This is a genomic window from Bradyrhizobium sp., from assembly GCF_036009065.1.
In the GTDB taxonomy this organism is placed as follows: domain Bacteria; phylum Pseudomonadota; class Alphaproteobacteria; order Rhizobiales; family Xanthobacteraceae; genus Bradyrhizobium.
The window spans coordinates 1-12,958 of sequence record NZ_DASYMN010000268.1 but is presented as its reverse complement, the minus strand read 5'-3'; the positions used below and the strand labels follow the sequence as shown (position 1 = coordinate 12,958).

General features: G+C 63.0%; 14 protein-coding genes. 11 read left to right on the top strand and 3 right to left on the bottom strand.

Annotation, left to right across the window (positions count from 1 at the left end; genetic code table 11):
- Positions 1-42: 42 nt before the first annotated feature.
- The 8 genes from VGP39_RS16075 (at position 43) to VGP39_RS16040 (ending at position 7,003) form a co-directional block, all read left to right on the top strand.
- A complete protein-coding gene (locus VGP39_RS16075) occupies positions 43-801 on the top strand; it encodes an ABC transporter ATP-binding protein (protein WP_327569090.1) in 759 nt (252 codons plus the stop codon).
- Positions 798-1,514, top strand: a complete 717-nt coding sequence (locus VGP39_RS16070) for an ABC transporter ATP-binding protein (RefSeq protein ID WP_327569089.1) — start codon at positions 798-800, stop codon at positions 1,512-1,514. The genes VGP39_RS16075 and VGP39_RS16070 overlap by 4 nt, the downstream gene beginning before the upstream one ends.
- Positions 1,515-1,679: 165 nt before the next feature.
- Positions 1,680-2,687 carry an ABC transporter substrate-binding protein gene (locus VGP39_RS16065; RefSeq protein ID WP_327569088.1) on the top strand — a complete coding sequence of 336 codons (1,008 nt, stop codon included), beginning with the start codon at positions 1,680-1,682 and terminating at the stop codon, positions 2,685-2,687.
- A gap of 36 nt (positions 2,688-2,723) precedes the next feature.
- Entirely contained in the window at positions 2,724-3,539 is an 816-nt protein-coding gene (locus VGP39_RS16060) for an ABC transporter permease (protein WP_327569087.1), read from the top strand.
- 4 nt (positions 3,540-3,543) lie between these two features.
- Positions 3,544-4,329 (top strand): ABC transporter permease, encoded by a 786-nt coding sequence (locus VGP39_RS16055; RefSeq protein WP_327569086.1) that lies wholly within the window; start codon positions 3,544-3,546, stop codon positions 4,327-4,329.
- The gene (locus tag VGP39_RS16050) at positions 4,326-5,387 is read left to right on the top strand and encodes an ABC transporter ATP-binding protein (RefSeq protein ID WP_327569085.1); all 1,062 of its coding nucleotides are present in this window, start codon (positions 4,326-4,328) and stop codon (positions 5,385-5,387) included. Before VGP39_RS16055 ends, VGP39_RS16050 begins: the two co-directional genes overlap by 4 nt.
- 14 nt (positions 5,388-5,401) lie before the next feature.
- Positions 5,402-6,241 (top strand): phosphodiesterase, encoded by an 840-nt coding sequence (locus VGP39_RS16045; RefSeq protein WP_327569084.1) that lies wholly within the window; start codon positions 5,402-5,404, stop codon positions 6,239-6,241.
- A 69-nt stretch (positions 6,242-6,310) separates the two neighbouring features.
- Positions 6,311-7,003, top strand: a complete 693-nt coding sequence (locus tag VGP39_RS16040) for a spermidine synthase (RefSeq protein WP_327569104.1) — start codon at positions 6,311-6,313, stop codon at positions 7,001-7,003.
- On the opposite strand, the gene VGP39_RS16035 is transcribed toward VGP39_RS16040, so the two are convergent.
- Genes VGP39_RS16035 through maiA form a run of 3 tightly spaced genes read right to left on the bottom strand, consistent with a single transcriptional unit; the run spans position 7,000 to position 9,327 of the window.
- Positions 7,000-8,196 (bottom strand): 3-hydroxybenzoate 6-monooxygenase, encoded by a 1,197-nt coding sequence (locus VGP39_RS16035; RefSeq protein ID WP_327569083.1) that lies wholly within the window; start codon positions 8,194-8,196, stop codon positions 7,000-7,002. The two genes, VGP39_RS16040 and VGP39_RS16035, sit on opposite strands and share 4 nt — an antisense overlap.
- Positions 8,196-8,705: a MarR family transcriptional regulator gene (locus tag VGP39_RS16030; protein WP_327569082.1), complete on the bottom strand. Its 510-nt coding sequence runs from the start codon at positions 8,703-8,705 to the stop codon at positions 8,196-8,198. Before VGP39_RS16030 ends, VGP39_RS16035 begins: the two co-directional genes overlap by 1 nt.
- A complete protein-coding gene (gene maiA, locus VGP39_RS16025) occupies positions 8,695-9,327 on the bottom strand; it encodes a maleylacetoacetate isomerase (protein ID WP_327569081.1) in 633 nt (210 codons plus the stop codon). The genes VGP39_RS16030 and maiA overlap by 11 nt, the downstream gene beginning before the upstream one ends.
- A 109-nt stretch (positions 9,328-9,436) precedes the next feature.
- Between maiA and gtdA the strand changes: the two genes are divergently transcribed.
- The 3 genes from gtdA to VGP39_RS16010 all read left to right on the top strand — a co-directional run bounded on the left by gtdA (position 9,437) and on the right by VGP39_RS16010 (position 12,814).
- Positions 9,437-10,480: a gentisate 1,2-dioxygenase gene (gtdA, locus tag VGP39_RS16020; protein WP_327569080.1), complete on the top strand. Its 1,044-nt coding sequence runs from the start codon at positions 9,437-9,439 to the stop codon at positions 10,478-10,480.
- Between the two features lie 73 nt (positions 10,481-10,553).
- Complete coding sequence (locus tag VGP39_RS16015; protein WP_327569079.1) at positions 10,554-11,660, top strand: FAD-dependent oxidoreductase; 1,107 nt, start codon at positions 10,554-10,556, stop codon at positions 11,658-11,660.
- A 197-nt stretch (positions 11,661-11,857) separates the two neighbouring features.
- Entirely contained in the window at positions 11,858-12,814 is a 957-nt protein-coding gene (locus tag VGP39_RS16010) for a cyclase family protein (protein ID WP_327569078.1), read from the top strand.
- Positions 12,815-12,958 lie beyond the last annotated feature (144 nt).

Genomic DNA, 12,958 nt, shown 5'->3' with positions numbered 1-12,958 from the left:
GTGCAAAAGTCATTGCAGGCTCGGGGAGGCGGACGGCTAGCCATGCTCGAGATACAGCACCTTTCCAAATCATTCGGCGGCGTCAAGGCGGCCGATGACATCACGTTGAATTTTGCCGACGGGTCGCTCACCGCGGTGATCGGCCCCAATGGCGCGGGTAAAAGCACGTTCTTTAATCTGATTACGGGTGCGCTGCAGCCGGATAGCGGCCGCATCCTGTTCAACGGGACTGATATGGCGGGACGCTCGCCTCCCGACATTGTGCGTCACGGTATCGGGCGGGCATTTCAGGTGGCGAGCATCTTTCCGTCGCTGACGGTGCACGAAACGATGCTGGCCGCGGTGTGCGCCGATCAGCGCCGTGCCAGCGTGCTGCATCGGCGTTTTCCGCTCGCCGAGACGCGTGATCGCGCCGAACATGCGATGGAGGTGCTGGGTCTCACGGCCAAGCGCGACCGTACCGCGGCGACGCTGTCCCATGGCGACCAGAAGCTGCTCGACATCGCGCTGGCGCTGGTGCTCGATCCGCAGGTGCTGCTGCTGGACGAGCCCACGGCCGGCATGGGCACCGAAGAGCGCTGGCGGATGATCGACAAGGTCCACGAACTCTGGGAGCGGCAGAAGATCACGGTTGTGTTCATCGAGCACGACATGGACATCGTCTTCAAGATCGCGCCGTCGATCGTGGTGCTGTGCTACGGCCGTATTCTCGCCACCGGGACGCCGGATGCGATCCGCCGCAATCCGAAAGTGATCGAGGCATATCTCGGCACCGAACATCACGCAGGGGCGGTGACATGAGCACGCAGCCGGTCGTTCAGGTCGAGGACCTCGACGTCTATTACGGTACCAGCCAGATCCTGTTCGGCGTCGGGTTGTCGGTGCAGCCGGGCGAAACCATGGCGCTGCTCGGCCGCAACGGCGCCGGCAAGTCGACCACCATGAAAGCGATCATGGGCCTTGCGCCGGCGCGGCGCGGGAGGGTGACGCTGCACGGCCGCGTGGTCTCCGGACTGAAGCCGTATCACATCGCGCGCGCCGGCCTCGGCTTCGTGCCGGAGGACCGGCAGATCTTTCCGGATCATACTGTCGAAGACAATCTCGTCATCGGCCGGAAGAAAGGCCCGGATGGCCAGGATGAATGGCCGGTCAAACGGATCTATGACGTGTTTCCGCTGCTGGAGCCGCTGCGATACCGGGTCGCGGGGCGGCTGTCCGGCGGCGAACAGCAGATGCTGGCCATCGCCCGCACGCTGATGGGCAATCCGGCGCTGCTGCTGCTGGACGAACCCAGCGAGGGCCTCGCGCCGATTATCGTGCAGCGGATCGGCGAATTATTGCGCCAGCTGCGCGGCAGCGGCGCGACGGTCTTGATCGCCGAGCAGAACATGCATTTCTGTCTTGGCCTCGCCAGCCACGCCACGGTCATCGACAAAGGCCAGATCGTCTACAGCGCTTCGATCGAGGATTTGAAAGCCAACGACAGCATCCGCCAGCGCTACCTCGCGCTGTAGCCACAAGGTTCTTCAGCAAACGCCGTTTTGCCCTGCTTAAGTCAGGAACGATGCAGGGCAAATCACAGACTGTCGCAAATTGTTCATGCGCGGCCTATACTTGATCGCCCGTTGGTGTTGAAATCCTGATCCCGGAACGTGCTTGCCCGAATATTGGAGACCTCCATGAAGTCCGTCGGTTTTGCCTTGACATTGCTGGCGCTGTCTCTGCCGGCATCGTGGCAGTCCGCCAACGCGGCGGATGTCATCTGCTACAACTGCCCACCGGAATGGGCGGACTGGGCCTCGATGCTCAAGGCGATCAAGACCGATCTCAACTACGACATTCCTCACGACAACAAGAACTCGGGTCAGGCGCTTGCACAGATCCTCGCGGAGAAAAGCAATCCGGTCGGCGATATCGGCTATTTCGGCGTCACCTTCGGCATGAAGGCAAAGGCGCAGGATGCGCTGGAGCCATACAAGCCGGCCAACTGGGACCAGGTTGCCGCCGGATTGAAGGACCCGGATGGATACTGGACCACGATCCATTCCGGAACGCTCGGACTGTTCGTCAACAAGGACGCGCTCGGTGGCAAACCCGTGCCGGCCTGCTGGAAGGATCTGCTGAAGCCGGACTATCGCGGGATGGTGGGTTATCTCGATCCGTCGTCGGCTGCCGTCGGATATGTCGGAGCGGTTGCGATCAATCTGGCGCTCGGCGGCTCCGCGGCCAATTTCGATCCGGCGATCGCATTCTTCAAGGACTTGCGGAAGAACGACCCGATCGTTCCCAAGCAGACATCCTATGCCCGGGTGGTTTCCGGTGAGGTGCCGATCCTGCTCGATTATGACTTCAACGCCTATCGCGCCAAATATTCCGAAAAGGGAAGTTTCGAATTCGTGATCCCGTGCGAGGGGTCGGTGGTGTTCCCCTACGTGGTTGGCCTCGTAAAGAATGCGCCGGACAAGGACAAGGCCAAGAAGGTGATGGACTATCTTCTGTCCGACAAGGGACAAGCCATCTGGACCAACGCCTATCTGCGGCCGGCGCGCCAGATCGAACTGCCCGCGGCGGTCAAGGCGAAGTTCTTGCCGGACAGCGACTATGCACGCGCCAAAAGTGTCGACTGGGGACAGATGGAAAGCATGCAAAAAGGCTTCGTCGACCGCTATCTCGCCGAAGTCCGCTGATGCAGTATGGTGCCCTGTCAAGGGCGCCATCCTTCCATGTCGCATAAATCCTTTCTCTGGCTGTGCCTGCTGCCGCTCGCGGTGATGACGACGGCATTCTTTCTGCTGCCGATGGCGCGGCTGGTGGTGACCGGAGCGGAAGGGCCGCAAGGGTTGGCCGGGTATCTTGCCATTTTGACAGAGCCCCGCTATCGCGCGACTCTTATCAACACGGTCGTCCTGGCGGCTGCGACGACCATCGTGACGCTGGCGATTTCGACCGTCGCAGGCATGTTCCTGCAGCGTCATCGCTTTCCCGGTCGTGCGGTGTTGATTGCGATGCTGACATTTCCGCTGGCGTTTCCGGGGGTCGTGGTCGGCTTTCTGATCATCCTGCTTGCCGGACGGCAAGGCCTGATCGGCGATCTGTCGAACCGTGTGTTTGGCGAGAAAATCGTGTTCGCCTATTCGATCTACGGGCTTTTTCTCGGCTATCTCTATTTTTCGATCCCGCGCGTCATTCTCACCATCATGGCCGCGGTCCAAAAGCTCGATGTCGGCCTCGAAGAAGCCGCGCGTTCGCTCGGCGCCGGCCCGTGGGCGGTGCAGCGCGACGTGGTCTTGCCGGCACTGCGGCCTGCTTTCGTGGCATCCGGCGCGATAGCCTTTGCGACCGCGATGGGTGCCTTCGGCACGGCATTTACGCTGGCCACCAACATCGACGTGCTGCCGATGCTGATCTATACGGAATTCACGCTGGCGGCAAATTTCTCCACGGCGGCGGCGCTGTCGGTCGGGCTCGGTATCATTGCCTGGGCCATCCTCGCCGTTGCGCGGTCGTTCAGCGGCGCCACCGTCGCGGCGGCCGGATAGCGCCATGCGTGATCGCCTGATCTTCACCGGACAGCTTGTTTTCACGCTGCTGGTCGCTGCGTTTCTGGTGGCGCCCGCCGTGCTCTCCATTATGGCCGGAGTCACGGTGAATTATTTTCGCGGGATCCGATCCGGGGTGACGTTGCAATGGGTGTTTCAGGTCTGGGATCTGTATGCCGGGACGATCCTGCTGTCGTTCGCGATCGCGTTCGCAACCCTTGCGGTTACCCTCGTGGTCGGCGTTCCCGCAGCCTACGCACTGCACGTCCGCGGCGGACGGCTTTCGCGAATCGTCGAAGAAATCATCACGTTGCCGCTGGCGATTCCCGGTCTCGCGATCGCGTTGGCATTGCTGCTTACCTATGGCAGTTTCGGCAGTTTTCGCCGCTCATGGCTTTTCATTCTCGCCGGCCATGTGATCTTCACGCTGCCGTTCATGGTGCGATCGGTAATGGCCGTGTTCGGGACCGTGGACATCAAGACCCTCGACGAGGGCGCCGCATCGCTCGGGGCATCGCCATGGAGGCGTTTTCGCGACGTGATCGTTCCGAACGCAGTGCCCGGCATCCTTGCGGGAGCGTTGATGGTGGTCACGCTTTCGCTCGGAGAGTTCAATCTGACCTGGATGCTGCACACGCCATTGACCAAGACGCTTCCGATTGGTCTTGCCGACAGCTACGCATCGATGCGGTTGGAGGTGGCTTCGGCCTATACGCTGATTTTCTTTGTGATGATTATTCCGCTTCTTGTGGCGATGCAGATGTTTGCCGATCAAGGGCGGAAGCAATGAGCATGTTCGTGGGACATGGGGCGTCGGTGCGTGTCGAAGCATGCGGCAAGACGTTTGCCGATGGTACGCGCGCGCTTGAACGGGCGACGCTCGACATTGCACGCGCCGAAACACTGGTGCTTCTCGGGCCGTCGGGATGCGGCAAGACCACCATGCTTCGCATCATCGCAGGACTCGAAGCGCCGGACACGGGCGGCCGGGTGCTGTTCGACGGTATCGACATGACGTCGGTGCCGATCGAGCGCCGCAACGTCGGCATGGTATTTCAGTCCTACGCGCTGTTCCCCAATATGAGCGTCGCGGACAACATCGGCTATGGGTTGAAAATCCGCGGCGTCGGCAGGACCGAGCGCGCCGGGCGCGTCGCCGAACTCGTCGCGCTCACCAACATCGGCGGTCTCGAAAGCCGCAGGGTCGACCAGCTCTCCGGCGGCCAGCGCCAGCGCGTCGCATTGGCCCGCGCCGTGGCAATCCGGCCGGGCATTCTGCTGCTTGACGAGCCGCTGACCGCGCTCGACGCGGCACTTCGCGATCGCTTGCGCGGCGAACTCAATCGCTTGCTGCGCGCGCTCGGCATTACCACGATCTATGTTACGCACGATCAGTCTGAGGCGATGGAACTCGGCGACCGCATCGTCGTCATGCAAAGGGGTACGATCGCTCAGATCGGCACGCCGCGCGACATTTACTTCACGCCCAAAAATCGCTTCGTGGCCGAATTCATCGGTGCGGCCAACATTATCGAATCGCCGGTGGTGGATAACCATCTTATGCTCCCGGGTGGACGGCTGGCGATCGTCGGCGATGCCAACTCCGCGGTTGCGGTTGCAATGATCCGGCCGGAAACGATCCGGATCGTCGAGGCCGGAAGCGGCTCGCTGACGGGAACGATCGACAGCGTCAGCTTTATCGGCGACAGACAACGCATCGTCGTCGCCGGCGCGTCCGACAAGCCTCTCACCGTCGATGCGCCGAATACAATAAGGGCCCGGTCCGGTGACCGCATTGGGCTTTCGATATCGCCGGATGCCGTACGCCTGCTGCCGCCGGGAAACTGAAGGTCGAAACCGGAATGTCGCCTGGACCCGTTCTCATAGCGCAGATTTCCGACCTGCATATCAAGCCGCCGGGTGCGCTCGCTTACGGACGCGTCGATACCGCGAGGGCGTTTGAGCGCTGCGTGGCTGCGTTGAACGAATTCAGGCCGCGGCCCGACATTGTCGTGATTTCCGGCGATCTTGCCGATACGCCGGCGCCCGAGGAGTACGAGCATCTCAAGCGGCTGCTGGCGCCGCTGGCGCTGCCGTTTGTCTGCATCCCCGGCAATCACGATTCGCGCGGGCAGATGCGCGCCGCATTTCCGCAACTGGCGCAGGCCTCTTCGTCCGGAGCGCTCAATCAACGGATAAAGATCGGCGGGCTTGATCTGGTGCTGCTGGATTCCAGCGTGCCCGGCGAACCGCATGGCGATCTCGATGCGGCCACCCTGCAATGGCTTGATGCAACCCTGGCCTCCTCGCCGGATCGGCCTGCGCTGCTGTTTCTGCACCATCCGCCGTTCATGACCGGCATCTGGCACATGGATCGGCAAAATCTCCTCAATGCCGGCGAACTTGCAGCGATTGTCAGACGTTATCCGCGCGTTCAGCTCATCGCCGCCGGACACGTGCATCGCGCGACCATGACGATGTTTGCCGGCGTCGCGGTCACGATTTGCCCGGCGCCAAATCATGCCGTCGATCTGGACTTAGGGAAATTGCGCGCGCCCTCCTTCAAGGTAGAGCCGCCGGCATTTCATCTTCACGCCTGGTTTCCGGGGCAGGGATTCGGCAGCGTGGTGACGCATCAGGTGCCGATCGGCGAATTCGACGGTCCCCATCCCTTTTTTGGCTCCGACGGCAAGTTGCTTTGAGCAAGGTAATCGCGAGGGCATGCAGTTGAGCCGATCATGCAAGCCGGCTGGCGCACGGAAGAGATTTTCGTGATTCCATGGTCCCTGATCGATACGGCAAAGGTGCCCGGCGCAGACGGCGAACTTCGCCTCATGCGGCGGGGTACCGAATTCTCGATCATACTGGGACAGAACGAATTGATGAACAGCCGCCGCAGCGGATCCGAACAAGCGCTTGCGACACTTGCCTGCGAGAGAATTCAAAGGCGCCACCGTCCGCGATTGTTGATTGGCGGCTTGGGGATGGGCTTCACGCTTCGCGCCGCGCTTGCCGTGCTCGGGACCGAAGCGCAGGTCATTGTTGCCGAACTGATGCCGGCCGTGCTGGCATGGGCCAAAGGTCCAATGGCCGGCATTTTTGGTGATAGCCTGGCGGATCCGCGTGTAAGCGTTTGCGTGGCCGACGTCAGCGGCCTGATCCGGTCTCGTCCGTCGAGCCTGGATGCGATCCTGCTCGATGTCGATAACGGGCCGGAGGCGCTGACCCGCGAAGCCAATGATGCGCTGTACGACCTGAAAGGACTGCGCGCCGCCCGCGCGGCACTGCGGCCGGGTGGCGTGCTGGCGGTTTGGTCATCCGGGCCGGATCCGGATTTTAGCAAACGCCTCCGCGCGGCCGGCTTCGACGTGGACGAAGTTCGGCTGCGCGCCAATGGACCACGCGGCGGTGCGCGGCACATCATCTGGATCGCTACCCGAGCCGGCAACGGCAAGCCATCTTAGCTCGCCAGCCCCGTCCCACCGTAGAGCCAGGCCAGATCGTTGTAATAATCTTCCGACGTCTTGGCGGCCATGATCGCGTTACGAATACGGGCGTGTTCGCCGGCGGGATGGTAGATGTGTTCGCCAATGGCGCGCGACAGCAATTGCACGCGCGCGGTGCGCGCGAAGCGCTGCGTGTTGTACTGCTCAAGCGCGGCGGCGGTAGCGTCCGGGTGCGCATCGAGCATATGCGACAGGCACACCGCGTCTTCCAGCGCCATACAGGCGCCCTGGGCAAAATACTGCATCATCGGATGGGCGGCATCGCCCAGCAGCACGACGCGGCCGTCGACCCAGCGCTCGGCCGGATCCCGGTCGCACAGCACCCACAGCTTCCAGTTCCTGCCGTGACGGATGATGTTTTGTGCGCGCGCGTGGATATGCTGGAATCCGTGCATGACCTCCTCGTCAGACACCGGCTTGCCGGCAACCGGCTCCGGTGCGTCGTTGTGATAGGTGACGACGAGGTTGAACACCTTCCAGCCCGACAGCGGATAGTGCACGATATGGCATTTCGGGCCGGCCCACAGCGTAGCCGCGTTCCAGCGCAGATCTTCGGGCATCTGGTCGGTCGGAATCACCGAGCGATAGGTGGTGTGGCCGGACACGCGGGGCGGCCCATCATCGACCACCTGCTTGCGGATGTTCGACCACAGTCCGTCCGCACCGATCAGCAGCGATCCGGTCACGCCGTCGCCGGAGGCGAGGCGGGCAGTCACGGACGATCCGTCCTGATCATAGCCGACGACCTCACTGTTCACGCGCAATTCGATCAGATCGTGGTGCTGGCACGCCTTGAGGAAAACGCCATGCAGATCGCCGCGATGAACCACCGCATAGGGATTGCCGAAGCGGGAGCGAAAGGCATCACGCAGGTCGACGTGAGTGATTTCCTCCGCGGTCAGCGCATCCATCAGCCGGAGCTGGTCGATATAAACCGCCATCCCGCGTGCGGCCTCGCCGACGCCGAGATAGTCGAAGGCATGGAACGCGTTGGGCCCGAGCTGAATGCCCGCGCCGATCTCGCCGAGTGCCGCAGCCTTTTCCAGAAGGATCGAGCGGATTCCTTTTTGCGCAAGACCGAGCGCGACGGCGAGGCCGCCGATCCCTCCGCCCGCGATCAGCACAGGCCGTATGTTCGCCGCCGGCGCCATCAGCCGGATTTCCTGAAATGTTCGAGCGCGTCCTCGGCCCGCAGCGGTACCCGCGACGCTTCGTTGTTGAGATCGACCAACTGCGTCATCAGCGCCAGCAGCGCCTTGCGATCCGCCGGCCGCAGCGGCTGCAGCATGCGCGCCTGCGCGCGATCGACCGCAGGCATGATATTGCGCAGTAGTGCCCCGCCGGCTTTGGTCAGATAAAGCAGTTTTATGCGCTTGTCCTCGCGCCCCGGCTTGCGCTCGACATAGGCCTTGCTCTCCAGCCGCTCGATCACGTTGCCCAGGGTCGAGCGGTCGAAGGCGATCACGGCGGAGAGCCGCGTGGCGTCGATGCCGGGATGGGTGCGGATCGCGACCAGGGCGGCGTATTGCACCGGCGTCAGGTCGTATGCTTTGCACTCTTCGACGAAAATCGCCACCGCGATCTGCTGCATCCGGCGAAACAGATATCCGGGCTTGGTGTAGACGGCGTCCATCGTAACAGGCGCGGGTTTATTCGGCATCGGGCTGCCGGTCCGGTGCGGCGTCCGCGAACGCCTTGATCGCCTTTGCCGCGGATTCGGCTTGCAGCAATCGCGGAAACGCTTCGAGCGCAACGCCAAAGCGCCGCGCATTGAAAAGCTGCGGCACCAGGCAGAGATCGGCAATGGTCGGCGTCGCGCCAAAGCAGAACGGACCCGGTTCACCCGCGATCAGCATTTCGCACGCGGCAAGGCCCTCACGGTTGGCCCATGCCGCCCAGTCGGTCACCTGCGCCTCGGACAAACCGAGTTGCCTTAAGCGCGCAAGCACTTTGAGGTTCTGCACCGGATGCGTATCGCAGGCGAGCGCCATCGCAAACGCGCGCACTTTTCCGCGGCGTAGCGGATCCTGCGGCAGCAGCGGCGGTTCGGGATGGGTTTCCTCTAACCATTCGATGATGGCGAGGGATTGGGTGAGAATGACGCCGCCGTCGTCCTGCAGCGTCGGAACCAGACCTTGCGGATTGATCGCGAGATAAGCGGGGTCGCGCTGTTCGCCCTTGCGAAGGTGATGCGACAGGTGGTTTGCGCTCAAACCCTTCAGGTTCAGCGCGATCCTGACCCGATACGACGCACTGCTGCGGAAATAACCGTGCAGCTTCATCGAAAACCTCCCGGACTTTTGTTCGCAGCGATCTCGCCGGCCGCATTGACGCTACCCAATTTGTAAGTATGCTGTCAATAATCGGAACAAGAACGACGGGAGGCTGACCATGGATCACGCCGTACAGAAGACCCCGGAACGCGAGGCGTTTTATCGCAAGATCGACGGCGAAAACCTCACCGCGCTGTGGACCGTGATGGGCGATCTGATCACGCCGGAGCCGAAGAGCGCGTGCCGGCCGCATCTGTGGCGTTTTGATGCGATCCGCGATTACATGATGGAAGCCGGCAAGCTCATCACCGCCAAGGAGGCCGAGCGGCGGGTGCTGGTGCTCGAAAATCCCGGCCTGCGCGGTCAATCGAAGATCACCACGTCGCTATATGCCGGGGTGCAGCTGGTGATGCCCGGCGAAGTGGCGCCGGCGCACCGGCACAGCCAGTCGGCCTTGCGCTTCATTCTAGAAGGCAAGGGCGCCCACACTTCGGTCGACGGCGAGCGGACGATAATGGAGCCCGGCGATTTCGTGATCACGCCGTCGATGAAATGGCATGACCACGGCAACCAGACTTCCGAGCCGATGTTCTGGCTGGATGGCCTGGACATTCCGCTGGTGCAGTTTTTCGATGCATCCTTTGCTGAAGGATCGACCGAGGACGAGCAGGAGGTCACGCGGCCCGCCGGCGACAGTTTTGCGCGCTACGGCCGCAACCTGCTGCCGGTCGACCTCAAGCGCGCCTCGCAGGCCTCGCCGATCTTCAATTATCCCTACAATTATACGCGCGAGGCGCTGGAGCAGGCGAAGGCACGCGACGAATGGGATGCCTGCCACGGTCTCAAGCTGAAATTCTCCAATCCCGCCACCGGCGATTTCGCGATGCCGACCATCGGCACCTTCATCCAGTTGCTGCCGAAGGGATTCAAGACCGCGCGCTACCGCTCCACCGACGCCACGGTATTCGCGCCCATCGAAGGCGGCGGCCGCTCCCGGATCGGCGAGCAGACCTTCGAATGGGGCCCGCGCGACCTGTTCGTGGTGCCGAGCTGGCAGTGGGTGACCCACGAAGCCGACGAGGATTCGGTCCTGTTCAGCTTCTCGGACCGCCCGGTGCAGCAGAAGCTGGATCTGTTCAGGGAGGACCGTGGGAACGCATGAAGCGGCATGACTAAGGCGCGGTAGTTGGCTGCGAGTCAACCTTCCAGCATGATGCCTCATTAGCGGAGAAACCATGCGCGTCGTGATCTGCGGCGGCGGCGTGATCGGCGCCTGCACAGCCTACTTCCTCAGTCGGCGCGGCATCGACGTCATCGTTGTGGAACGCACCGAGGTGGCCGCTGCGGCATCCGGCAAGGCAGGCGGCTTCCTCGCGCTCGACTGGTGCGCCGGCTCTCCACTCGACGCGCTGGCGCGGCGAAGTTTTGCACTTCACGCCGCGCTGCCGGGCGAGATCGCGGGCAATTGGGGCTACCGCCGCATGACCGCCTATAGCGGCTACGTCGTTGCGGAGCGCGATGCCCGTCGGCACGTGCGGGCCGATCTGGATTGGCTGTGCGACGGCGTCATCATCGCATCCCGGCTAGGCACGACGGCAACGACCGCGATCGTTCACCCGCGCGCGTTCACCACTGCGATGATGAACGCCGCGCAGGGGCACGGCACCGAGCTGCGCCTCGGACGGATCACCGGCATCGTCCGGCGGGCGGATGGCTCAAGCGTCGGGGGTGTTGAGGTCGATGGCGGCGTCATCGAGGCAGACGCCGTGGTCGTCGCAATGGGCCCGTGGTCGCTGGTGGCCGCCGGATGGATGGTTCTGCCCGCCGTGTTCGGGCGGAGAAGTCCGAGCCTCGTCTACGACACCGGCAAGGATGTCCCGGCGGATGCGCTCTTCCTCGAATATCAGGAGGACAGCGGCGCCGTGGTGACGGTTGAGGTGTTCCCCCGTGCCGATGGAAGCACCCACATCACCGCCTTCTCCGACGAGGCCCCGCTGCCGCTCGACCCGGCTGCCGTGACGCCGGATTCCGGCGCGATCGATCGCCTGCAGGCGATCTCCGAACGACTATCACCAATGTTCCGCGCGGACAGGATCATCGCGCGGCAAGCGTGCTTCCGTCCGGTGACGCAGGACGGCCTGCCGCTGATCGGAAAGGTACCACGGAGCGAGGGCGCCTACGTGGCATCTGGCCATAACGTCTGGGGCATCCTCAACGCACCGGCGACCGGCGAAGCCCTCGCCGAACTGATCGTCGACGGCGTCACGCGCAGCACCGATCTTGCGCCCTTCGACCCGATCCGGCTCCGGTCGCTCGACCCGTCGTTGCTGCGCTCGGGATGACCAGCGATCAAAGCCAATGCAGCAGGCGATGCTTCAATCGATTGATCAGGCGTCCGAGCGCGAGGCCGAACAGCGCCCCGCCAGCCGGGATGGCACATCGTCTCAGGCCCGTTTCGTGACTTGAACCGCCTGGACGGGAACCGCACTATCCGCCCCAGGGTGCCGTTTCCAGAGCACCCTCTCTTGGGAGGATACAGATGAAAGGATTCACATTGGGTGCGGCGATCACGCTTGCCTTTTCCGCCGCCGCTTACGCGCAGGGGGCACCGACCTGGAACGTTCCGGCGGAAAGCCAGCGCTGTCCGTCGAAATGGGGCGCGGCCGACGAGCGCGGTTCGGCCAATCACCAGAAGCCCGCGGCGGTGATGAACGCCGCCAAGCTGATCAAGACCGGCGAGGTGATCGAACTCGCGCACGTGCTCGGTCCGACCATGCCGTTCTTCGGGACGCGGCGCTTCGACGTGCACACCAAGCGCACCTTCATGAACCAGTTCTCCAACATGCGCGGCTCCAACGAAGAGATCGTCATCACCGAACTCGGCCAGGTCGGCACACAGTTCGACGGCTTTGCGCACCAGACCCATCTGAACAGCTGGTACAATTGCCAGAAGGTCGACGAGAACTCCGAGCGCACCGGCTTCAAGAAGTTCGGCATCCATACTGTAGGCACGCTGTTCACGCGCGGCGTCCTGATTGACGTCGCGGGCTTCAAGGGCATGGAGATGCTGGGTGACAATTACGAGATCACCGTCGACGATCTCGAGGGCGCCCTGAAGAAGCAAAACCTGACGCTTCAGCCCGGCGACGCGGTGATCATCCACACCGGCTGGGGCAAGCTCTACGGCAAGGACAACCCGCGCTATGTGAAATCCTGCCCGGGCATCGGCGTGCCGGCCGCGCTCTGGCTTGCCACCAAGGATCCGATGCTGCTCGGAGCCGACAACTGGCCGGTCGAGGTCGCGCCCAACCCCGACAAGCTATTGTCGCTTCCGGTGCACCAGGTCGCGCTGGTGGTGAACGGCATCCACCTCTTGGAGAACCTCAAGCTCGATGAGCTCGTGCAAAAGGGCATCGGAGAATTCGCCTTCGTGATGCAGCCGCTCAAGATTCAAGGCGGCACGGGCTCCACGGTGTCGCCGATCGCGGTGAGGTAGATGCGTAGCAACCATTAAAGCGACGCCCTTTCGCCCTTGAGCATGACGCCGTGCTCGCGGCCGTCAAGGCGTGGCCTGGAAACGTCGAGCGTGGGGAGAGGCCGGCGCGACGGCCATCCTTGACGGCCACTGCGCGCGGCGTCC

What these genes read in the sequence shown, in the direction of transcription:
- VGP39_RS16060 (WP_327569087.1), top strand. Translation starts at nt 2,724, where the DNA reads ATGTCGCATAAATCCTTTCTCTGGCTGTGCCTGCTGCCGCTCGCGGTG.
- VGP39_RS16075 (WP_327569090.1), top strand. Translation starts at nt 43, where the DNA reads ATGCTCGAGATACAGCACCTTTCCAAATCATTCGGCGGCGTCAAGGCG.
- VGP39_RS16010 (WP_327569078.1), top strand. Translation starts at nt 11,858, where the DNA reads ATGAAAGGATTCACATTGGGTGCGGCGATCACGCTTGCCTTTTCCGCC.
- VGP39_RS16030 (WP_327569082.1), bottom strand. Translation starts at nt 8,705, where the DNA reads ATGCCGAATAAACCCGCGCCTGTTACGATGGACGCCGTCTACACCAAG.
- VGP39_RS16070 (WP_327569089.1), top strand. Translation starts at nt 798, where the DNA reads ATGAGCACGCAGCCGGTCGTTCAGGTCGAGGACCTCGACGTCTATTAC.
- VGP39_RS16050 (WP_327569085.1), top strand. Translation starts at nt 4,326, where the DNA reads ATGAGCATGTTCGTGGGACATGGGGCGTCGGTGCGTGTCGAAGCATGC.
- gtdA (WP_327569080.1), top strand. Translation starts at nt 9,437, where the DNA reads ATGGATCACGCCGTACAGAAGACCCCGGAACGCGAGGCGTTTTATCGC.
- VGP39_RS16065 (WP_327569088.1), top strand. Translation starts at nt 1,680, where the DNA reads ATGAAGTCCGTCGGTTTTGCCTTGACATTGCTGGCGCTGTCTCTGCCG.
- VGP39_RS16015 (WP_327569079.1), top strand. Translation starts at nt 10,554, where the DNA reads ATGCGCGTCGTGATCTGCGGCGGCGGCGTGATCGGCGCCTGCACAGCC.
- VGP39_RS16055 (WP_327569086.1), top strand. Translation starts at nt 3,544, where the DNA reads ATGCGTGATCGCCTGATCTTCACCGGACAGCTTGTTTTCACGCTGCTG.
- VGP39_RS16035 (WP_327569083.1), bottom strand. Translation starts at nt 8,196, where the DNA reads ATGGCGCCGGCGGCGAACATACGGCCTGTGCTGATCGCGGGCGGAGGG.
- maiA (WP_327569081.1), bottom strand. Translation starts at nt 9,327, where the DNA reads ATGAAGCTGCACGGTTATTTCCGCAGCAGTGCGTCGTATCGGGTCAGG.
- VGP39_RS16045 (WP_327569084.1), top strand. Translation starts at nt 5,402, where the DNA reads ATGTCGCCTGGACCCGTTCTCATAGCGCAGATTTCCGACCTGCATATC.